The 19848-nt window shown below is 72.0% G+C and carries 19 protein-coding genes; 13 read left to right on the top strand and 6 right to left on the bottom strand.

The features are described from left to right. Window position 1: 1 nt before the first annotated feature. The 3 genes from ACTWJ9_RS12380 to ACTWJ9_RS12370 form a co-directional block, all read right to left on the bottom strand. Window positions 2–484: a succinate dehydrogenase hydrophobic membrane anchor subunit gene (locus tag ACTWJ9_RS12380; protein WP_279334319.1), complete on the bottom strand. Its 483-nt coding sequence runs from the start codon at window positions 482–484 to the stop codon at window positions 2–4. A gap of 5 nt (window positions 485–489) precedes the next feature. Next, the gene (gene sdhC / locus ACTWJ9_RS12375; RefSeq protein ID WP_279334318.1) at window positions 490–870 is read right to left on the bottom strand and encodes a succinate dehydrogenase, cytochrome b556 subunit; all 381 of its coding nucleotides are present in this window, start codon (window positions 868–870) and stop codon (window positions 490–492) included. Between the two features lie 252 nt (window positions 871–1122). Then, window positions 1123–1701, bottom strand: a complete 579-nt coding sequence (locus tag ACTWJ9_RS12370) for a 2-oxo-4-hydroxy-4-carboxy-5-ureidoimidazoline decarboxylase (protein ID WP_387039040.1) — start codon at window positions 1699–1701, stop codon at window positions 1123–1125. A 316-nt stretch (window positions 1702–2017) separates the two neighbouring features. On the opposite strand from ACTWJ9_RS12370, the gene ACTWJ9_RS12365 reads away from it, so the two are divergent. The 3 genes from ACTWJ9_RS12365 to ACTWJ9_RS12355 all read left to right on the top strand — a co-directional run bounded on the left by ACTWJ9_RS12365 (window position 2018) and on the right by ACTWJ9_RS12355 (window position 4944). Beyond that, window positions 2018–3595, top strand: coding sequence for a beta-N-acetylhexosaminidase (locus tag ACTWJ9_RS12365; protein WP_443295879.1), 1578 nt, complete (start codon window positions 2018–2020; stop codon window positions 3593–3595). Window positions 3596–3711: 116 nt separating this feature from the next. Next, the gene (locus tag ACTWJ9_RS12360) at window positions 3712–4269 is read left to right on the top strand and encodes a hypothetical protein (protein ID WP_279334317.1); all 558 of its coding nucleotides are present in this window, start codon (window positions 3712–3714) and stop codon (window positions 4267–4269) included. 108 nt (window positions 4270–4377) lie between these two features. Then, a complete protein-coding gene (locus ACTWJ9_RS12355; protein ID WP_279334316.1) occupies window positions 4378–4944 on the top strand; it encodes a hypothetical protein in 567 nt (188 codons plus the stop codon). Between the two features lie 101 nt (window positions 4945–5045). Here the strand turns inward: ACTWJ9_RS12355 and ACTWJ9_RS12350 are convergent, their stop codons facing one another. After that, window positions 5046–5540 (bottom strand): DUF1877 family protein, encoded by a 495-nt coding sequence (locus ACTWJ9_RS12350; RefSeq protein ID WP_279334315.1) that lies wholly within the window; start codon window positions 5538–5540, stop codon window positions 5046–5048. Between the two features lie 189 nt (window positions 5541–5729). Between ACTWJ9_RS12350 and ACTWJ9_RS12345 the strand changes: the two genes are divergently transcribed. From ACTWJ9_RS12345 to ACTWJ9_RS12325, 5 genes are all read left to right on the top strand, one after another. Next, the gene (locus ACTWJ9_RS12345; RefSeq protein ID WP_279334314.1) at window positions 5730–6113 is read left to right on the top strand and encodes a hypothetical protein; all 384 of its coding nucleotides are present in this window, start codon (window positions 5730–5732) and stop codon (window positions 6111–6113) included. A 195-nt stretch (window positions 6114–6308) separates the two neighbouring features. Beyond that, window positions 6309–6926, top strand: a complete 618-nt coding sequence (locus ACTWJ9_RS12340) for an RNA polymerase sigma factor (RefSeq protein ID WP_279334313.1) — start codon at window positions 6309–6311, stop codon at window positions 6924–6926. Window positions 6927–7162: 236 nt separating this feature from the next. Beyond that, window positions 7163–8008: a hypothetical protein gene (locus tag ACTWJ9_RS12335; RefSeq protein ID WP_443295710.1), complete on the top strand. Its 846-nt coding sequence runs from the start codon at window positions 7163–7165 to the stop codon at window positions 8006–8008. Between the two features lie 371 nt (window positions 8009–8379). Next, entirely contained in the window at window positions 8380–9054 is a 675-nt protein-coding gene (locus tag ACTWJ9_RS12330) for an RNA polymerase sigma factor (protein WP_279334311.1), read from the top strand. Next, entirely contained in the window at window positions 9054–10148 is a 1095-nt protein-coding gene (locus ACTWJ9_RS12325) for a hypothetical protein (protein ID WP_443295709.1), read from the top strand. The genes ACTWJ9_RS12330 and ACTWJ9_RS12325 overlap by 1 nt, the downstream gene beginning before the upstream one ends. A 226-nt stretch (window positions 10149–10374) precedes the next feature. On the opposite strand, the gene ACTWJ9_RS12320 is transcribed toward ACTWJ9_RS12325, so the two are convergent. Next, a complete protein-coding gene (locus ACTWJ9_RS12320; protein ID WP_388704854.1) occupies window positions 10375–11265 on the bottom strand; it encodes a L,D-transpeptidase family protein in 891 nt (296 codons plus the stop codon). 319 nt (window positions 11266–11584) lie between these two features. On the opposite strand from ACTWJ9_RS12320, the gene ACTWJ9_RS12315 reads away from it, so the two are divergent. The 3 genes from ACTWJ9_RS12315 to leuE all read left to right on the top strand — a co-directional run bounded on the left by ACTWJ9_RS12315 (window position 11585) and on the right by leuE (window position 14574). Further along, window positions 11585–13183 (top strand): acyl-CoA mutase large subunit family protein, encoded by a 1599-nt coding sequence (locus tag ACTWJ9_RS12315; RefSeq protein ID WP_388704484.1) that lies wholly within the window; start codon window positions 11585–11587, stop codon window positions 13181–13183. Between the two features lie 98 nt (window positions 13184–13281). Further along, window positions 13282–13854, top strand: coding sequence for a Uma2 family endonuclease (locus ACTWJ9_RS12310; protein ID WP_388704481.1), 573 nt, complete (start codon window positions 13282–13284; stop codon window positions 13852–13854). A 54-nt stretch (window positions 13855–13908) separates the two neighbouring features. Continuing rightward, window positions 13909–14574, top strand: coding sequence for a leucine efflux protein LeuE (gene leuE, locus ACTWJ9_RS12305; protein ID WP_279334307.1), 666 nt, complete (start codon window positions 13909–13911; stop codon window positions 14572–14574). Between the two features lie 48 nt (window positions 14575–14622). On the opposite strand, the gene ACTWJ9_RS12300 is transcribed toward leuE, so the two are convergent. Beyond that, window positions 14623–15768, bottom strand: coding sequence for an acyltransferase family protein (locus tag ACTWJ9_RS12300; protein ID WP_388704478.1), 1146 nt, complete (start codon window positions 15766–15768; stop codon window positions 14623–14625). A gap of 239 nt (window positions 15769–16007) precedes the next feature. On the opposite strand from ACTWJ9_RS12300, the gene ACTWJ9_RS12295 reads away from it, so the two are divergent. Both ACTWJ9_RS12295 and ACTWJ9_RS12290 read left to right on the top strand, forming a co-directional pair. Next, window positions 16008–17477: a glycosyltransferase family 29 protein gene (locus ACTWJ9_RS12295; protein ID WP_443295708.1), complete on the top strand. Its 1470-nt coding sequence runs from the start codon at window positions 16008–16010 to the stop codon at window positions 17475–17477. Then, a complete protein-coding gene (locus tag ACTWJ9_RS12290; protein WP_443295707.1) occupies window positions 17474–19807 on the top strand; it encodes a glycosyltransferase in 2334 nt (777 codons plus the stop codon). Before ACTWJ9_RS12295 ends, ACTWJ9_RS12290 begins: the two co-directional genes overlap by 4 nt. The last annotated feature ends 41 nt before the right edge of the window (window positions 19808–19848 follow it).

Below are 19848 nucleotides of genomic sequence, written 5' to 3'. Positions count from 1 at the left end.
CCTAGCGGATGTTCGGGTCGAAGGTGAAGATCACCAGCGTGCCCAGCAGGATGGTGAACACCGTGGCGGTGTAGAGCAGGCCCTTGAGCCACAGCCGGGTGTTCGTGCGTTCCGCGTAGTCGTTGATGACCGTGCGCAGGCCGTTCGCTCCGTGCAGCATCGCGAGCCACAGCATCAGCAGGTCCCAGACCTGCCAGAACGGAGAGGCCCAGCGGCCCGCCACGAAGGCGAAGCCGATCTTGGAGACGCCGCCGTCCAGGACGAGCTGGATCAGCAGGTGCCCGATGACCAGGACGACCAGGACGACGCCGGACAGGCGCATGAACAGCCAGGCGGCCATCTCGAAGTTGCCCCGGGTGCTCTTCGGGGTCTTCTTGGTGCGGGCGCGGGGCGGCTCGATGACGGGCGCCGGGTTGTCGACCGAGTAGAGCGAGGCGCCTTCGACGGGGCCGATGCCCGAGGCGGTGGAATCAGTCGTGGACATTGGCGTCAGCTCCCGAACAGTTCACGAGCGGCGTGGCCGAGCACGGGGTAGATCGCCCCGAGCATCAGCACGACCCACACGGCGACGACGGTCCAGAGCATCTGCTTCTGGTACCGGGCGCCCTGGAGCCAGAAGTCGACGGCGATGACACGCAGGCCGTTGAGCGCGTGGAAGAGGACGGCGGCCACGAGGCCGTACTCCAGCAGCGCGACGATCGGTGTCTTGTACGTGGCCACGACGGTGTCGTAGGCCTCCGGGGACACTCGCACGAGGGCGGTGTCCAGCACGTGAACGAACAGGAAGAAGAAGATGAGGACGCCGGTGACTCGATGAGCCACCCAGGACCACATTCCTTCCCGGCCGCGGTACAGCGTTCCAGCCGGCACGGAATTTTCCTCCGGGAGCGCGGGGGTCGGGGCCGCGCCGGCTTTCTCCGTGTCGGTCGGGCCCGGCCGGGTACGGTCCACCGGCCCCCAGCATCGTAGCCACGTGTGGCCGTGAGGCGGACAGGGGCCCTGCCGCTGTGATCGAACTGGCACGCTTACGGGCTAGAGAGGCGGCTTATGGGGCGGAATGCCCGGTGTCGCTCCGGGAGGGTGCGCCGGGGAGTGCGCCGAGGGGGCGGATGCCGCGGCCTGTCAGCGGTTCCCGTCCGAGAGGAGGGCGGTCAGGCGGCCCCGTGCCAGGCGCCGGAGTTCCTCCCCCGAGACCAGACGCTCCTCCTCCGGATCGTTGGCCAATCGTGACCGGATGCCTTCGAGTACGTGGTCCAGGACCTCGTCCGGCTTCAGGTCGTCCACATAGATGACGAACGGGTGCCCGAACCGGCTCTCGTAGGCCGCGTTGGCGGCGTTCAGCGCCGTGTGGGCGGCGGAGTACGCGTTCTCCGGGAGGCCGGGGAGGGCCTCCGCCGACAGGGCGGCGAGGCGCTCCGCGCGGGGCAGGTCGTAGGCCGCCTCGTCCGCTGCCGCGAGGAGGGAGTCCAGGTCCGGGTACGGACGGTGGGTCGCGACGCGCACCGCCCAGCCGGGGCTGTGCAGGCAGGTCAGGAGGGCGCGCTCGGCGTCCTCGGCGGACGCGGCGTTGAAGCGCTCCAGCGGGGACGGGGCGCCGCCGGGCGTGTCGGTCGGTCCGGGCGTGTCGGGCGTGGGCGTGCCGCGCGACTGTCCGGGTATGGCGACACGGCCGGGGCGATGCGGGAGACGGTGCGCAGGCAGCGTGAGTCCTCGGGGGTGTCACGGGTGTCGGTGGGTGGGTCTGTCGGTGGACGTGGTGACGAGGTGACGAGGTGGTGGGGTGGTGAGGGATCGGACGGTGAGTGGTGTGAGAGTTGTGTCGTCACGTTATCGAGTGAGTCCATGGCGTGTCCGATCGATATCCGAAATTCACCCGGACGGGAGAGTTTCGGAACAGCCCGTCGATGCCCTTCACTCGTACGGGTCGTAGGTTGGCCGTGTGAGTCAGCACAGGCAGGGCAGGCGTCGGGGTCGTGGGGCACGTCGGGCACCGGTTCGGAAGAAGCAGCGGCGGACACTGCTCGTGGCCCTGGCCGCGGGCGCGGTGGTCGCGGCGTCCGGGGTGGGCCTCGGGCTCTGGGCGACCTCGGACGACGCCGGTTCCACCGCCTCCCGGTCCGGGGACTTGGCGGGCTCGCCGCCGGAGCCGAGCCCCACCCGCTCCTACCCGTTGTCCCAGGCGCCCCGGACCATACCCGCCGTCCGCGACCACAGCGCCGAGCGCGGCCCCGGATGGCGGCCCGAGCGCGGCCACCGGGTGGTCGTCGGCGATCCGGCGCTGGCCGACGAGGGCCGCCTCATAGCCGGTGAGCTGGGCCTGACGTACGCGGGGGAGAAGGACGACGAGCGCGCCGGGGACCTGCGCCTGGTGCTGAACAAGGGCAAGGGCGCGAACCCCGAGTCGTACACCATGACCGTGCGGGGCGGCCGGGTGACCGTCAGCGCTCCCGCCGAGGCGGGCGTCTTCTACGGCACCCGCACCCTCAAGCAGCAGATACGCGGCGCCGAGACCGCCCCCGAGGGCGTGGTGCGCGACGAGCCCGCCAAGCAGCGGCGCGGGATGATGCTGGACGTCGCGCGCAAGCATTTCACCGCCGACTGGATCGAGGACCGGGTCCGCGAGCTCGGCGACCTGAAGTTCAACGAGCTGGGGCTGCACTTCTCCGACGACCAGGGCTTCCGCATCGAGTCCGACGCGCACCCGGAGATCGTCTCCGAGCAGCACCTGACCAAGGCGCAGGTCAAGCGGATCGTCGACCTCGCGGCGAGCCGGCACATCACCGTCGTGCCCGAGATCGACTCGCCCGGACACCTCGGCGCGGTCATCGCCGCCCACCCCGACCTCCAGCTGCGCAACGTGAACGGCGGTGTGGTGCGCGGCGCGATCGACATCTCCAAGGCCAAGTCCGCCGAGATCGTCGACGACCTGCTGGACGAGTACGCCGGGCTCTTCCCCGGCGGGCAGTGGCACCTCGGCGCCGACGAGTACCAGGCGCTGGTGGTCTCCGACCCGGAGGCGTCGTTCCCGGGCCTGGCCGCCGCCGCGCGGAAGAAGTACGGCTCCGGCGCCACCGTCGAGGACCTGGCCACCGGCTGGCTCAACGACCGCGCCGACACGGTCCGCGCCCACGACCGCACGCCCCGTGCCTGGAACGACGGCTTCTTCAAGGGCGGTTCGGTGCAGGCGGCCGAGGACGTCCAGATCGCCTACTGGACCGGCAAGGAGATCGGTGCCCGCCAGCCGGTGGAGTACCTGAGCGAGGGCCGCGACGTCGTCAACTACAACGACGAGTTCCTCTACTACGTGCTCGGGGAGCCGCACACCTTCGTCTACCCGACGGGCGAGCGGATCTACGAGCAGTGGACGCCGCTGGTGCTGCGCGGCACCACCGCGGTGCCCGCCAAGTACGACGGGCAGATCCTCGGCGGGTCCTTCGCCGTCTGGTGCGACCTGGCGAACTCCCAGACCCAGGAGCAGGTCGCGGCCGGGATACGGATGCCGCTGCGGGCGACGGTGCAGAAACTCTGGCACCCGGACGGCGAACCGGAGCTGTCCTGGGCGGAGTTCCGGGCCCTGGCGGACAAGCTGGACTGAGCCGGCGGTTGCGACAAGGTCACGAACGGACGGATTGCGGCGTATTCCTGCGAACCCCCGTGCGACTGTGGTGGTCTTCTGTCGAGCCGAGACCGACACGGGGGGAATACCGGCACATGGGCTACTGGGGGTATTTCGTCGTGGGTCGCGGGGAGCGGCCGCTCGCCGAACTGGACGCGCTGGCCGGCGCCCGGGGCATGACCCTGCGCACGTCGGCACCGGGCGGCTGGCAGCTCTGGGAGTACCCGAGCGGCGACGGCGGCATCGGGAGCATGAACGACCTCGCCGGACAGACGGGCGCGCCCGCGCTGTTCGGCTATGTGATGGACAGCGCCTGCGTGGTGGTGGAGGCGGCGGCGCCGGAGAGCGGCGCGTGGACCACCTGCCTGGCGCGCGCCGTGATGGCGGGTCACCTCGGCGCGGGGCCGGACGGCGGGCCGGACGGCGGGGAGCAGGACGGTGTCCAGCGGGAGGGGCTCAGGCTGGAGGACTACTTCCTCGAGCCCCGTGACGCCGCGGACCGTGCCGTCGAATGGGCCGCCGAGGCCGGGCACACCGTGTCCGCCGAGGCGCTGGTCGAGATCCTGACCGCCGAGCCCGGCCCCGGTCCCGGGCCCGTGGCCGAAAACCTCTTCTTCCACTTACTCGACCGGCTCGGAGTGGTGCCTCTGTGACACTCCCGGGCCGTCGCACGCAGTAAGGGGAAATGCGGCCTCCGCCCCGTGAGGTCCGTGAAGGGGGCCTTGTCAGGGGCCTGGGAAGACCCGCTGAGGGAGACGTTGATGAGTCTGGTGGAACTGATCGCGCAGGCGGACGAGCGGGGGCTGGCCGCGAGCGGACTGGCTTGTTTGGACCGGTGCGTACCGCTGCTGGGCGGTGACGACGAGACGCTGCGCCCCCTGTGGGGGAGCCTCGCCGAGGGTGCCGCCGCCGACGACTGGGCGCAGCGGCTGGAGCAGACGCGGGGCAAGCTCGACGGGGCCGCCGACGGGGCCGCCGTGGCGCTCGCGCACCGGATGCTCGCCACCGCCCCCGCCGAGCGTTCCGCCCCCGCACTGGAGGAGTGGGCCCACGCCTGCTCCGTCATCGCGCTGCGGATCCACCGGATCCTGGACGGCGGTGCTCCGCACGAGGACGTGGCGGACGGGATCGAGGCAGCCCGCAGGGGCCGTACGGAGGGGCTGCCGCTGTCGCCGCTCGCCGCCGCCGAACTGCGCCGCCAGATCACCGTTCTGGAGGTCCTGGCCGGTCACGGCCCGGCCGGACTGCGCCGCGCGCTCGAGGTGTCGACGGAGGGCCGCCGCGTACTGGTCGCCGCACTGTCCCGCCGGAGCCGCAGGGACGGCTGAGGGACGGCCGACCGCCGGGCCCCGGCGACCGGCGGGCATCGGCGACCGCCGGGCACCGGTGACCGCGGGCATCGGCGACCGGCAGGGGTGGTCGTTCCGGGTCAGGGCAGGAGCCACTTCACCACCGCCTCCCGCTGCCGTGCCGTGCGCGTGTAGAACGCGGTCAGGTCGCGGTGGGCCGCCGCGAAGGCGTCGTGTGCCTGCGGCTCCAGGCCGGGTCCGCCGTAGCGCGGGAGGATCCGGTCGCGGGCCCGTCGCCACAGCGCGTCGAAGTCGGCGGTCTCCAGGAAGCCGGCGACGCGGCCGGCCTGGGCCGAGGTCAGCAGCAGGAAGGGCGGCCGGTCCGGGCCGGGCGGGGTGACCGGACGGCCGCCGAGGACCACGTGGGCGGGCGGGCCGTCCGGAGTGTGCCGCGGGGCCGGGCCGGTGTAGAGGAACTCCTGGTCGAGATATCCCTGGTCGAGGATCTCCTCACGATGCCGGCCGACGCGTTCGCGCACGGCCTCCCAGTCGTCCTCGAACAGCCGCAGCAGCCAGGCGGGGCTGTTGCGCAGGGCCGGGGCCGGTACGGCGCGCAGATGGAAGTACGTACTCATCGAAGACAGGAGCGCGGCGGGCCCCCGATCCGTCACCCTCGGGTCGACCTCCCCGACCGGACGAGCACGGTCTGTGACCGCGGTGCGGCGGCCCTGGGGCGGTTCTGCGCAGGGTGCGGGATCGGGCGGAACCGCGGTGACGAATCCGGCGGCCCGAGCGCTCTACCGAGTGTGACGACTGCGACGACTGTGACGACACAGCAGGAGACCAGGCCTTCGGCCGCGACCAAGCCCGCGCGGTGGGCGGCGGACACCGTGACGACGATGCGTGAAGGGGCACGGCTGCGACTCGACTACTCGGCGCGCAGTCTGTGGAGCGTCGACCGCACGATCGCGGACATACGCCGGGAGGCGGCCCCGTACGCCGCCGTGGAGACGGTGCTGCGCGGATTCGGTGCCTATGCCGGTGAGGTGATCGTGCGCCGGACCGGAGGAGAGTGGTGGGTCTCGGGCGGCGACCACTGGGTCCGCACCCCCGACGGCCGCTTCTGGGACCCCATGGAGGAGGCCCGCCGCTGCTACACGGGAGACGGATCACTGCGCCTGCTGTGCCGGGACGCGTCGCGGACGTGACGCGCGGCACGTGCGGACACGGCGTCCGGCCGGTCCGTGGACCCTCGGCCCCTCGCGACGGGAGGGGCGTACAGGGCGGTTGACGAGCTGTGACACTTTCGTGGCGCCGGACGCTGATGACCGTGGGGCGGGCTACGACCCGATGTGTCGTACCAAGCGGTCGCCCCACGAACTCGGTACGGACGAGGACGGTTCTTGGGCAAGGGAGGGGAACCCCGTCGTGCGAGGGCGCACGACGGGGAGCTGGGCGCGGCTGTCGCGCGGGCCCAGGACGGGGACGAGGCCGCCTTCGCCGTGGCCTACCGGCTCGTCCAGCCCGGACTGCTCGGGTACGTGCGCGGGCTGGTCGGTGACGACGCGGAGGACGTGACGTCGGACGCCTGGCTGGAGATAGCCCGCGACCTGGGCCGGTTCAAGGGCGACGGGGCGGGGTTCCGGGGCTGGACGGCGACCATCGCCCGGCACCGGGCGCTGGACCACCTGCGACGGCAACGGGTGCGGCCCCGCACCTCGGCGCTGGAACAGGACGTGTGGAACCTCCCCGGCCGGCAGAGCACGCACGAGATGGCGTTGGAGGCCATGTCCACGGAGCACGCCCTGGCCCTGGTCGCGGGACTGCCCCGGGACCAGGCCGAGGCCGTACTGCTGCGGGTGGTCGTCGGCCTCGACGGCCCCGCCGCCGCCCGCGTCCTCGGAAAGCGGCCGGGCGCGGTACGGACGGCCGCGTACCGGGGGCTGAAACGCCTGGCCGCACAACTGGGCGGCGACAGTGTGACGGATGATGCCTCCCGGACGCTGGGTGAGTCGAAGTGACCCGCGCCCGGGGCGGCGCGTGACGGCGGACGGGGCGGCGCCCCGACCGGCCCGGCCGACCCGGGTGACCCGCGGTCTCCGGCCCGCCGGGCGGTCTGAACAGGCCGGACGCGCGGAACGTATGCGTCGGTCAGGCCGTACCGCCCGAGTGCGCGGGCGGCGCGGACCGGCCGTGCCGGGCGGGGCCGGGGGTGCATCGAGTGGATCGAGTGGATCGAGCAGGGACGGGAACGGACATGGGTGAGCGGAGGAGCGACGGCACGCCGTCCGGCCGTCGGCACGGGCACCCCGAGGGCGCGGACCGGGGCCGCCCCGGCTCCGGTCCGCACGCTGTCCGTGGCACCGAGGAACTCGAGGCGCTGCTCGTCCGGGCACTGGTCCGGGAAAACGTCGACGACGGGGCCGAGCAGCGGGCCGTGGCCGCGTTCCGGGAGGCGCGGGAGACGGGCGCGCACCGCACCGCCCCCACCCGGCGCCGGGACGACTGGCGGCCGCGGGAGCGGCGCCTCGGCCGCCTCTCGGTGAAGGCCACCCTCTCCGTCCTGATCGCCGGTCTCAGCCTGGGCGGGGTCGCCGTCGCCGGGATCGGCGCGGCCGGCTCGGCGGTGGACGGCCCCGGTGACGACGGGAACCGGGTCCCCACCAGGGCTCCGGCCGAGAGCACGGCCCCGGTCGACGCCACGGCTCCGGCCGGCACCTCGACGTCCGGGGGGCCGTCCGCCGACCGGTCCCCCGACGCCGGTGCGGACTCCCGGCCCGGTTCCGGCTCCGCCGCGCCGGAGCGCCCTGCCCGGGCCCGGGACGTCGAGGCCCACTGCCGGGCGTACGAGCGGGTCGAAGGGCGCGGCAAGGCGCTGGAGTCGGTCGCCTGGAAGCGGCTCGTCGAGGCGGCGGGCGGCGCGGTGAACGTCGAGGCGTACTGCGCCGAGCGGTCGCGACCGGCGACGGGCGAGGCGAAACCCGGCGGCACCGGTGCTCCGGACAACGGCGCGGACAACGGTGTTTCGGGCAACGGCGCGGGCAACGGTGCGAGCGACAGTCAGGGCAGGCCCGCTCAGCCGGGCGGCGGGAAGAACCCGTAACCCCGTCCCGTCAGCCGCCAAGGCAACGGCCGAGGCCGCCACCCCCCACAGGAGAGGCCCCGGCCGTCGCGCGGCACGGGCCGCGCGGCGGCCCGTAACTCCTACAGCGCCATGGTTGCGTTTTCTGTCACACCGGCCGGTCACAGGTCTGTTGAACCATGCACGAAAATCATCACCAAGCGTCGCCGGGCATGGACGGCGAGAGGTTTCAGGTCGTAACGTGCCTTTCGCGCCAGGCCGTGAAGGGGGACGACCACCACCGTCACGGGCCGCGGGGCAGGTCCTGGAGTCCGTAATCGATCGAGAAACCACGACGGCGAGTACCCGGTCCGCGGAAGCGGTGCCGGCTGAGGCGCAGAAGGGCGCGCGCGGTGTTGGGGGACGACGCGGAGTTGACCACCGCGGTGGGGGCGGCACAGGACGGGGACGAGACCGCGTTCCGGACCGTGTACCGAGCCGTGCATCCGCGGTTGCTGGGATACGTGCGCACACTGGTCGGCGATCCCGACGCGGAGGACGTGACGTCCGAGGCATGGCTGCAGATCGCCCGGGACCTGCAGCGGTTCAGCGGTGACGCGGACCGGTTCCGCGGCTGGGCCGCCCGGATCGCCCGCAACCGCGCACTCGACCACATACGCATGCGCGGGCGCCGCCCCGCGATCGGCGGGGACGAGACCGAACTGACCGGGCGGGCCGCGGCGTTCGACACCGCCGACCGGGCCATCGAGTCGATGGCCACCGACGGCGCCCTCGCCCTCATCTCCCGACTGCCGCAGGACCAGGCCGAGGCCGTCGTCCTCCGGGTGGTCGTGGGCCTCGACGCGAAGACCGCCGCCGAGACGCTGGGCAAACGGCCGGGCGCCGTCCGCACGGCCGCGCACCGGGGCCTGAAACGGCTGGCCGAGATGCTCGACGACGATCCGGAGGCACATCCGGAATCCGCCGGGGCACTCGATGCCCTCCCCCTCCAGAGAGAACCGCGCCGCCCCGCGGTGACGTCCGCGAGTGTGACGCATATGCGAGCGCGGACGCAGAAGGACATGTGATGGCCGACGAGCAGTACAGGTGGCTGAACCGCGAAACCGCGGAGCGACTGCTGAACGGAGAGCCACCCGAAGCTGCCGACCCGGCCACCCGTGACCAGGCAGAACGCCTCGCCCGAACGCTCGGCGCACTCTCCTCCCCGCCCCCGTCGGCCGGTGAGGAACTCCCCGGTGAGGCGGCCGCGTTGGCTGCTTTCCGCAAGGCGCGCGAGGAACGCGCAGGACGGCCACACGCTGCCCCGTCCGCCCCGTCCGCCGGGGACAGGGCCACCACGCGGTCCGCCGACGCCGGGCTGATCCGTATCGGCGCCCCGGGTGCGGACGGTTCCGGAGCCCGGCGGGGGCTCCGCTGGGCGCGCCCCGTGCGCTACGGGCTGGCGGCCGCGCTGACCGTGGGCATGTTCGGTGGAGCGGCGGTCGTGGCCGCGACCGGCGTCCTGCCGGCGTCGTCCGCGGGGTCCTCGGGCTCCGACCCCGCGGCCTCCGCCCCGGCCACCGCCACCCCCGAACGCCCCCGGCCGTCGCCCCCGCCGGAGGAGGACCCGCGGGGCGGAGCCCCACCGGAGGGCGACCTGGGCAAGCGGCCCGGGGACGGCGAAACGGTGACGGGGCAGGGGAACGGACCGGGTGCCGGCGAGGACGGCGGTACGGCGGCGCGGCCGGGCGACCCGGCGGTCGGTGCCGGCCGCGGGCAGATCGCCTCGGCCTGCCGTGCGCTGCGTGACGGCAAGAAGCTCCAGGGCCACCGCAAGCGCGTCCTGGAGAACGCCGCGGGCGGCTCCTCCCAGGTCGGGCCGTACTGCGAGAACGTCCTGGCCGCCCGGGACAGGGGAACCGGCTCAGGAGGCGGCACGAGCTCCGACGACAGCTCTGGTCCCGGCTCCACGGAGCAGAACAACGGCGACCCCGACACCCGCGGCAAGGGCAAGGGCAAGAACAGGGGCAACGGGAACGGGAACGGCAACAACGGCAACCAGGGCACGGGCAACGGCAACAACGGCAACCAGGGCACGGGCAACGGCAACAACGGCAACCAGGGCACGGGCAACGGCAACAACGGCAACAACAACGGCAAGGGCGCCGACAAATCCGGCTGACCTGCGGCTTCGCGGGCTTCGGTCACCTCTCGGCCGCCCGGTGTGACGTTTTCGGCCGCCGGGGCGCAGTAATGAGTGAGCCGACTGGTCATCGGCTTTTGCACGGAGCCAGGGTTCCCCCCGTACCTGTGGCTCGTGCATCTCGGCGCGGGCGGGACACGTTCCCCCGGTCCCGCCCGCGCCCTTTCCCAGCCCGGCGCGCCAGCCCGGCGCGCCCGTGCGGCGCTCACCCGTGGACGACGACCTTGTCGCCGTTGCGCACCTGCCCGTACAGCCGGGCGATGGCGGCCTCGTCCCGCACGTTGACGCAGCCGTGCGAGGAACCGGCGTAGCCCCGCGCGGCGAAGTCCGCCGAGAAGTGCACGGCCTGGCCGCCGCTGAAGAACATGGCGTACGGCATCGGTGAGTCGTAGAGCGTCGACCAGTGGTCGCGGGACTTCCAGTAGACCTGGAAGACGCCGTCACGGGTCGGTGTCGGGTCGGCGCCGAAACGGACGGGCAGCGTCATCACGGTCCGCCCGTCGATCATCCAGCGCAGGGTGCGGGTGGCCTTGCTGATGCACAGCACCCGGCCCGTCCGGCACCGGACGTCGGGTGCGGCGGCCGGCTGGCCGCCCATCAGGTACAGCTCCCACGTGCCCGGTTCGTGCGTCATACCGAGCAGCCGCTGCCAGGTGACGGTGTCGGTCCTCCCGGTCCGCGGCAGTCCGCGCTTGCCCTGGAACCCCTCGACCGCCTCCCTCGTCCGGTCGTCGTACGTCCCGGTGGGGCCGTCGAACAGCCAGGCGACCTGACGCAGCCGGGCCTGGAGCTCGCGGACGTCACGCCCCGAGTCACCGGGCGACCAGAGCACCCGCGCGGGCGGCCGCGGCGGCACGGCGGTCTTGGCGCCGCCACGGCCGCCCTTCCCCTCGCCGTCGGAACCGGAACCGGAACCGGAGTCCGGGGACCGGTCCGCGGGCGGCGTCCCGCTCGGTCTCTCGATGCGTATCGGTGACCGCCGCCCGCCGTCCGCGTCGACGGGCTGCACCGTGCACCCCACGGCACCGCCGGTCAGGGCGGCCAGCGCCAGGAACACGGCCACCGCCCTCCCCGTCCCCCTGCCCGTACTGCACATGTGGCCCCCCGGGTCGTCCCACCGGTCGTGGTCGGTCATCCTTCAGGTTTTTTTCCCTGAGATGTTCCCCGGACGTGACCGCTTCCGAACCACGGGGCATGGTGGTGGGTGACGGGAAGACGGCCGGGGCGGCGTGTGCTGTGAGCGCGGTCCCACCGGCCCTGTGAGCAAGGTCCCAGCGTGCGCCTCTGCACCGGGCCGCACCCGCACGGCTACAGTCCGTCGGAGCGTCGGGTCTTTACTGGCGGGTAGTTGACGGTAACTGACGGGTAACAGGCGAGCGGTCCGAGCAGCACCGCCCAGCGGGAGGCATCACACCATGGCGCGCGAGTCGGGCAGTGCCCGGACCACCGAGAGCGGACTGCCCATCGAACCGGTCTACGGGCCGGAGTCCCTCGAGGGCTGGGACCCGGCCGAGCAGCTGGGCGACCCGGGCGCGTACCCGTTCACCCGGGGCGTGTACCCGACGATGTACACCGGCCGTCCCTGGACGATGCGCCAGTACGCCGGTTTCGGCACGGCGACCGAGTCCAACGCGCGGTACCAGCAGCTGATCGCCAACGGCACGATGGGCCTGTCGGTCGCCTTCGACCTGCCCACCCAGATGGGCCACGACTCGGACGCCCCGATCGCCTCCGGGGAGGTCGGCAAGGTGGGCGTCGCCATCGACTCGGTCGACGACATGCGGGTGCTGTTCGGCGGCATCCCGCTGGACCAGGTCTCGACGTCGATGACGATCAACGCGCCCGCCGCCCTCCTGCTGCTCCTGTACCAACTGGTCGCCGAGGAGCAGGGCGTACCGGCCGGCAAGCTGACGGGCACCATCCAGAACGACGTACTCAAGGAGTACATCGCCCGAGGCACCTACATCTTCCCGCCCAAGCCCTCCCTGCGGCTGATCGCGGACATCTTCAAGTACTGCCGGGCCGAGATCCCGAAGTGGAACACGATCTCGATCTCCGGCTACCACATGGCCGAGGCGGGGGCCTCCCCGGCGCAGGAGATCGCGTTCACCCTGGCCGACGGCATCGAGTACGTGCGGACCGCGGTCGCGGCCGGCATGGACGTCGACGACTTCGCACCCCGCCTGTCGTTCTTCTTCGTCTCCCGGACGACGATCCTGGAGGAGGTCGCCAAGTTCCGGGCGGCCCGCCGGATCTGGGCGCGGGTGATGAAGGAGGATTTCGGGGCGAAGAACCCGAAGTCCCTGATGCTGCGTTTCCACACGCAGACCGCCGGTGTGCAGCTGACCGCCCAGCAGCCCGAGGTCAACCTGGTCCGGGTCGCCGTCCAGGGCCTGGCGGCGGTGCTCGGCGGCACCCAGTCCCTGCACACCAACTCCTTCGACGAGGCCATCGCGCTGCCCACCGACAAGTCCGCCCGCCTCGCCCTGCGCACCCAGCAGGTCCTGGCCTACGAGACGGACGTGACGGCGACCGTCGACCCCTTCGCGGGCTCCTACGTCATCGAGAAGATGACCGACGAGGTGGAGGCCGCGGCGCTGGAGCTGATGCAGAAGGTCGAGGACCTCGGCGGCGCGGTCGACGCCATCGAGCAGGGCTTCCAGAAGGGCGAGATCGAGCGCAGCGCCTACCGCATCGCCCAGGAGACCGACTCCGGTGAGCGGGTCGTGGTCGGCGTCAACCGCTACCAGCTCGACGCGGAGGAGCCGTACGAGCCGCTGCGCGTCGACCCGGCGATCGAGGCCCAGCAGGCCGAACGCCTGGCCAAGCTCCGCGCGGAGCGCGACCAGGACGCCGTGGACGCGGCGCTCGCCGCCCTGAAGAAGGCCGCGGAGGGCGAGGACAACGTCCTCTACCCGATGAAGGACGCCCTGCGCGCACGCGCCACCGTCGGCGAGGTCTGCAACGCGCTGCGCGAGGTGTGGGGGACTTACGTGCCCTCGGACGCCTTCTGAGCTGGGTCATTACCTCAAAAGGGTGATCGAGGGGGAAAACCGCACATCCCCGGTTACGCTCGTGGAGGGTGTTCCCGTAAGGAGGGTGCCTGGCTGTGATGCTGCACGAGTCGTCGCTTGCCGATGCTGCTGACCATCTCTGGGAGGAGCTGCCCGGCCACCGGGTAGAGATTCTCAACGGGAGCATCGTCGTGACACCGCCGCCGGACGGTCCGCACCAAGAGTCGCTGACCTGGCTCGTCGAGGAGTTCTCGCGGATCGGAGCCAGGCGGGCGGGCCTCAGATACATCGGTGGCATCGGGTTGTGGCTGCCGACGGGACCCGACGACTACGCGGTCCCCGACTTCTCCGTGGTCGATGACGACTACAGGGACGCGCTCGTGGAGAAGAACTGCTACGCGCCGCATGTCTTCCGCCTGGTGCTGGAGGTGACCTCCACCAACTGGTCCAACGACACGGCCATCAAGGTCGGGACCTACGCCAGGGCGGGCATCCCGGCCTACCTCGTCGCGGACCGCCACCACGACGAGGTCCTGCTCTACACCGACCCGAAGGACGGCAAGTACCCCGACCCCCAGCACTTCGGGCGGGGCCGGTCCGTCCCCGTCCCGGAGTCCGTCGGGATCACCATCGGCCTGTCCGTCGACACGCTCCTCGACGGTGACGGCTGACCATATTGCGAACAGAGGGGCCCGAGTGTCGTACCCCCGTGCGACACTCCCTCCATGTTCGGCGTCATCGACCTCCCCACCTATCTGGCCGGCCTGATCCTCATCGTGCTGCTGCCCGGCCCCAACTCGCTGTACGTGCTGTCCGTCGCCGCCCGGCGCGGGGTGCGGGTCGGCTACAGGGCGGCGGCCGGGGTCTGGTGCGGGGACGCCGTGCTGATGACGCTGTCCGCGGCGGGAGTCGCCTCGCTGCTCCAGGCGAACGCCGTGCTGTTCGGCATCGTGAAGTACGCGGGCGCCGGCTATCTGACGTGGCTCGCGGTCGGCATGCTGCGCGCCGCCTGGGGCATGTGGCGGACCCGGCGCGAGCAGAGCGCCCTCGAGAGCGTCACCGGGGCGGCCGCGGCCGACGCGGCCCCGGCGGAGCGTCCGTACCGCAGGGCGCTGGTCATCAGCCTGCTCAACCCGAAGGCGATCCTGTTCTTCATCTCCTTCTTCGTGCAGTTCGTCGACCCGGCCTACGCCTACCCGGCGCTCTCCTTCGTCGTCCTCGGCGTCTTCGCGCAGATCGCCAGCGTGCTCTACCTCAGCGCGCTGATCTTCGGAGGCACCAAGCTCGCCGCCGCCTTCCGCCGCCGCCGTGCCCTGTCGGCGGGCGCCACCTCGGCAGCCGGCGCGCTGTTCCTGGGCTTCGCGGCGAAGCTGACGCTCGCGAGCGCGTAGGGCCGCGGCCGCGCCCGTCCCGCTCGGCGGGCCGGTGGCTGCCGGGGCTCAGGCCGCCTCGGGCAGCGGCTCGGGGGAGGGTCGGGACAGGCGGGCCCGGATCTTCGGGGTCAGGGTGTCCTCCACGTACCGGTTCAGCAGCCAGGCCAGCAGCAGCATCGTGGCGATGGTCAGGGCGAAGGTCTCCGCCGAGCCGATGCCCAGGCCGCGGTGCAGGGCGTGGATGACCACCCAGCCCAGGTGCTCGTGGACCAGGTAGAACGGGTAGGTGAGGGCGCCCGCGACGGTCAGCCAGCGCCAGTTCGCCCAGTCCAGCCGGCCCAGCGCGATGGCGGCGACCGCGACGAAGCCGAGCGTGACGATCAGGACGATGCCGAACGAGGTCCGGTGGGAGAAGGCGTCCGGGCCCGGCGCGTGCCACAGGTCCTGGACCGCGTAGTGCTGGCCGATCAGCCAGCTCACCCCGACAATGCCCCAGGCGTAGGCGTCCCCGCGGTCGCGGTGGACGAGGTACAGGCCGATGCCGCCGAGGAAGAACGGCGCGTACTCGGGCATGAGGACGAGGTCGAGCAGCGGCTCGTTCGCGGCGTCGGCGATCGCGGCGGCCATGGTCCACACGGCGCAGAACAGGATCACCCGCTGCCTGCTCGCCCCGGGCATCACCACGAACAGGGCGAACAGCGCGTAGAAACGGATCTCCACCCACAGCGTCCAGCACACGCCCAGCACCCGGTCCACGCCGAGCGGCTGCTGGAGCAACGTCAGGTTCACCAGCGCGTCGCTCGGTGAGACGGCCTCGTGGACGACCACCGGCAGGGCGAACACCGCCGTCACCAGCAGGACCGCCACCCAGTATGCGGGCAGCAGCCGGGAGGCGCGGGAGGCGAAGAACGACCGCAGCGGACGGCCCCAGCCGCTCATGCAGATGACGAATCCGCTGATCACGAAGAAGACCTGGACGCCGAGGCAGCCGTACGAGAAATACGCGTGCAGGGTGGGGAACTGCTCCTTCGGCGAGCTTCCCCAGGCGGTGGTGACATCGCCGCCCCGCCCGCCGTAGTGGTAGGCCGCGACCATCAAGGCGGCCAGCAGTCGCAGTCCGTCCAGGGCGCGCAGCCGGGGCCGCCCGCGTGGCTCTCCCTTCTCTGCCTGCCGGGTCGTTCCGGGTACCGGACGGGCGAGCGCGCTGGTCAAGGAAAACCCCAGGGTTTCATGATTCCGGCCGGTTTCGGCCGCGGATACGTCAGCACGCTAGTCCGACGGACGGAGGACAACCGGACACCGGACCAACGATTCCCCCTCCGGTAGAGGCGAGTTCACCTGGATGTCGTTTTGGATTTCTAAATTCTCCCAACATCTTCCTTACGGGGAAGAAAAGCAGCCAATGCTGTCGCACCGTGCGCGAGCAGCTGGTTCGGCAAAACAGGAGTGCCATGACGACGGTTCAGAACAGACGGGCACGTGTGAGCGGAGGGGAGCTGGACGACTGCCTGCGTGCCTGTGCGGTGCACAGCGGCAAACTCGTGGGCAGTGTGGACCGCCGTAGAGTCGAGCTCGCCGAGCAGCTCCGCAGGTTGCTCGTCGTGGTCACGACCGGTTCCGCCACCACCACCGCCGCGCCGGCCGCGCCGAGCGGTGCCGCCGCCCGTCTCAAGCGGGTCGTCAAGGGGGCGTCGACCCCGGCCTCCGGCATCCCCAACGACGTGCTGGACGCCCTGCTCGCCGTCGCCAACAAGGCCCTGGAGTGCGGCTACGACGACGAACTGGACCTCGCGCTGGTCATCAGCGACACCGTCCTCGCCCAGCGCAGGAACTCCCGCGCCGGCTGGCGGCTGCGCGCCCGGCTGATGGAGGCCCTGGGCGACGAGACCGAGGCCGTGCCCGCCTACGAGCGGTACCTGGGCCTCACCGACAGCGACGGGTTCGGCGTCGCCGCGAAGATCGCCGGACTGCGTGTGGCGGGGGAGAGGGACCGGGAGCTGCTGGCCCTGCTGCGGCGCCAGTGCCCGCGCGCCGAGGAGTTCGCCCGCGGTCCCGCCACCGACGTATGGGCCGAGGGCCTGACCGCGCACGCCGTGGGGGACTGGCCCGAGGCCGAGCCGCGCATGGTGGGAGCGCTCCTCGCGCTGGCCGCCGAGGGGGCGCCGGTCGCGGACCGGCAGGAACTGCTCGGCCAGTACCTGGAGTTGCGCGCCGCGCGCAGCGACGTCGACCTGCCCGCGCTCACCGAGGTCCTCGCCCTCTACGCCGAACAGCGCCGCAACCGGATGCGCGGCCCCGTCGCCGACCCCACCATCGGCGGCGTGCAGTGGATCGGCCTGGGCGAGTTCCGCAACCAGGTGGCGGGCAAGTCCGTCTGCCTCATAGCCAACTCGGGCAGGGTCGGCTCCAGTTCCCTGGGCGCCGAGATCGACGCCTACGACCTGGTGGTCCGCTTCAACTCGTACCGCATCGACGCCAGGCACACCGGCGGGCGCACCGACATCCACGCCACCATCCACAAGCACGGATTCAACTGGGACCAGCAGGTCACCACCCGGCTCGTGTTCGGCGGAGTCTCCGGCGACTGGAAGTACTCCCTGCGCAACCGCCTGGTGCCCGGCGCCCAGCAGTTCCTCGGCGACGAGTCGCTGCGCTGGCCCGTGCGCAACATCGGCAGGCTCGGCGCCGACGTCTGGTCGGGCATCCCGACCACCGGCTTCAACATGCTGTTCCTGCTGGACTTCCTGGACGTCAGCCCGACCCTGGACCTGATCGGCTTCGACTTCTACGAGAGCGGCGCCTACCGCGTGCCGGAAGCCATGAAGATGCCGATCACCTCCGTGCACGAGTACACCAGCGAGAAGGAATGGGTCATGCAGCGGGCCCAGCGAGTGACCGACATGAGGATATCCCTGCGATGACCACCACCCCCGGGACCGCGACCACGGCCCCCCAGGCGCCGGCCCTCTCGTCGGAGGCGCTCACCGGCAAGCGCCGCGTCGCCTTCGCCGCCTACGTCGACGAGAACTACCTGCCCGGCTTCCTCGCCCTGCTGCGCAGCCTCGCGCTGTCCAACCCGGGCGTGTGCGAGGACTTCGTCGTGCTCCACGACGACCTGCGCCCCGGCTCGATCGCCCGGATCCGCGCCCTGCACCCCCGGATCGTGCTGCGCCGGGTGAACACCGAGCACTACGACACGTACAAGAAGGGCGACCAGGACAACTACCTGGTCCGCAAGGCGTACTTCATCCTCGACGTCTTCCGGCTGCGCGAGTACGACACCGTCATCACGCTCGACACCGACATGGTCGTCCTCGACGACCTCGGTGAACTGCTGCGGCTGCGCGAGGGCCTGGCGGCCGTCCCGCAGTTCTTCTACGGGCAGCACAAGCTGAACTCCGGGCTGCTGGTCATCCAGCGCGAGTACCTCAGCGACGCGTTCTGCGCCGAGCTCGACGCCACCGGACGCAGCGGCGACTACGAGCTCGACAAGCACGACCAGGGCATCCTCAACGCCGTGCTGGACGGCGACTTCGTCCGCCTCGACGCCCGCTACAACTTCGTCAAGCGGCGGCTCTCCGGCGACCTGCCGGTCCCCGACGACACCGCGATCCTGCACTTCACCGGCCGCCACAAGCCCTGGCAGGGCGGCGAGGCCGGATACGGCCGGGCGGAGGAGCGCTGGCGCGAGTTCGAGCTGTCCGACGCCGACTTCCAGGCCGCCTACCTGGCGCTGTCCGGCACCCTCCACCACGACCTGCTGGTGCACCTCGGCACCCCGCACGTCGCGCGCACCGGTGACGTGGAGAGCGCCCGCAAGGTGGCCGCCGCGCACATCGCGGCCGGCGACTACCAGGACGCCGTCGACATCCTGAGCAGCGTGCACCTCCCGCTCGACGAGGCCTGGGCGCACGAGGTGCTCGGCCACGCCCTGATGAGCGTCTCCCGCCACGAGGAGGCCAGGGCCCAGCTGCTGCTGGCCGCCGCCGCCCCCAACCGGGCCGCCACCGCCTACGCCCGGCTCGCCCAGATGGCCTGGGTGCACGGCGAGGACGCCGAGGCGCTGCGGCACGCCACCGCCGGCATCTCCGTCGACCCCACCCACCGCTCGAGCCGGCTGTGGGCCCAGCGCGCCGCCTCCGTGCCCGAGCAGGAGCTGGGCGGTGCCGAGGACCAGCTCGCGCACGTCGCCTTCTACATGGACCGCCAGGGCAACGCCGGTGACAAGCTGCTGCCGGAGACGGTCCGGCTGGGCTTCGGCCCCGACACCACCTCCCGCCGCTGGCACTCCGTGCACGCCCACCGGCTGTTCGACCGGGCCGCCCTCGAGCGGGTCAACGCCCGGCGCGGCCTGGTCATCGGCGGCGGCGGACTGTTCATCCCGGACACCATGCCCAACGGCAACAGCGCCTGGCAGTGGAACGTGCCCGACGAGCACCTGCGCGGCATCGACGTGCCGATCATGGTGTACGCGGTCGGCTTCAACGCCTTCGACGGCCAGTCGTACCGGGCCGGGCGGTTCCGCGAGAGCCTGCGCCTGCTGGTGGAGAGGTCCTCGTTCTTCGGCCTGCGCAACCACGGCTCCATCGCGAAGGTACGGGCCATGCTCCCGGACCACCTGCACGACAGGGTCCGCTTCCAGCCCTGCCCCACCACGGTCAGCCGCCAGCTGGTGCCCGGCTGGACCGACCCCGCCGGGCGCGAGGACACCGTCCTGCTGAACGCCGCCTACGACCGGGCCGGTCTGCGCTTCGGACACGACTACGGGCACTTCCTCGCGGAGATCGCCAAGGCGGTGCGGGGCATCGGCGCACACACCGAGGTCCGGTGCGTGGCGCACTCGCTGGACGACGAGCGGATCGCCTTCGACCTGCGCCGCGAGCACGGCATCTCGCTGCCGGTGATCCCGATGTACGACTTCGACAACGACGCCATCCGGGACCTGTACGCGAGGACCCGGCTGGTCATCGGCATGCGCGGGCACGCCGGGATGATCCCCTTCGGGGTGGGCACGCCGATCATCAGCCTGATCTCGCACCCGAAGATGGCGTACTTCCTGGCCGACATCGAGCGCCCCGAATGGGGTGTCTCCGTGCACGACCGGAACCTGGGCGCGGTCCTCACCGAGCGGGCGATCGGCATCCTGGACGCCCACGCGGCGACCGTGGCCGACGTCCACGAGCGTCAGCGGACGCTGTGGAAGGTCACCGAGGAGAACACGGCCGACCTGCGGGTGATCCTCGGCGCGTGAGACGGGGGGAGCCCCCGCGGCCGGTCCCAGGACGCTCCGGG

The sequence above is a fragment of the Streptomyces sp. GDS52 genome, assembly GCF_052246875.1.
GTDB classification, from domain to species: Bacteria; Actinomycetota; Actinomycetes; order Streptomycetales; family Streptomycetaceae; genus Streptomyces; species Streptomyces cathayae.
Note: the sequence above shows the minus strand (reverse complement) of the source record. Positions and strands in the feature narration are given on the sequence as shown.

Excerpts from the sequence above, each read along its gene's own strand:
- ACTWJ9_RS12380 (WP_279334319.1), bottom strand. The coding sequence starts at position 484 with ATGTCCACGACTGATTCCACCGCCTCGGGCATCGGCCCCGTCGAAGGC.
- ACTWJ9_RS12360 (WP_279334317.1), top strand. The coding sequence starts at position 3,712 with ATGGGCTACTGGGGGTATTTCGTCGTGGGTCGCGGGGAGCGGCCGCTC.
- ACTWJ9_RS12355 (WP_279334316.1), top strand. The coding sequence starts at position 4,378 with ATGAGTCTGGTGGAACTGATCGCGCAGGCGGACGAGCGGGGGCTGGCC.
- ACTWJ9_RS12350 (WP_279334315.1), bottom strand. The coding sequence starts at position 5,540 with ATGAGTACGTACTTCCATCTGCGCGCCGTACCGGCCCCGGCCCTGCGC.
- ACTWJ9_RS12335 (WP_443295710.1), top strand. The coding sequence starts at position 7,163 with ATGGGTGAGCGGAGGAGCGACGGCACGCCGTCCGGCCGTCGGCACGGG.
- ACTWJ9_RS12325 (WP_443295709.1), top strand. The coding sequence starts at position 9,054 with ATGGCCGACGAGCAGTACAGGTGGCTGAACCGCGAAACCGCGGAGCGA.
- ACTWJ9_RS12320 (WP_388704854.1), bottom strand. The coding sequence starts at position 11,265 with ATGTGCAGTACGGGCAGGGGGACGGGGAGGGCGGTGGCCGTGTTCCTG.
- ACTWJ9_RS12315 (WP_388704484.1), top strand. The coding sequence starts at position 11,585 with ATGGCGCGCGAGTCGGGCAGTGCCCGGACCACCGAGAGCGGACTGCCC.
- ACTWJ9_RS12310 (WP_388704481.1), top strand. The coding sequence starts at position 13,282 with ATGCTGCACGAGTCGTCGCTTGCCGATGCTGCTGACCATCTCTGGGAG.
- leuE (WP_279334307.1), top strand. The coding sequence starts at position 13,909 with ATGTTCGGCGTCATCGACCTCCCCACCTATCTGGCCGGCCTGATCCTC.
- ACTWJ9_RS12295 (WP_443295708.1), top strand. The coding sequence starts at position 16,008 with ATGACGACGGTTCAGAACAGACGGGCACGTGTGAGCGGAGGGGAGCTG.
- ACTWJ9_RS12290 (WP_443295707.1), top strand. The coding sequence starts at position 17,474 with ATGACCACCACCCCCGGGACCGCGACCACGGCCCCCCAGGCGCCGGCC.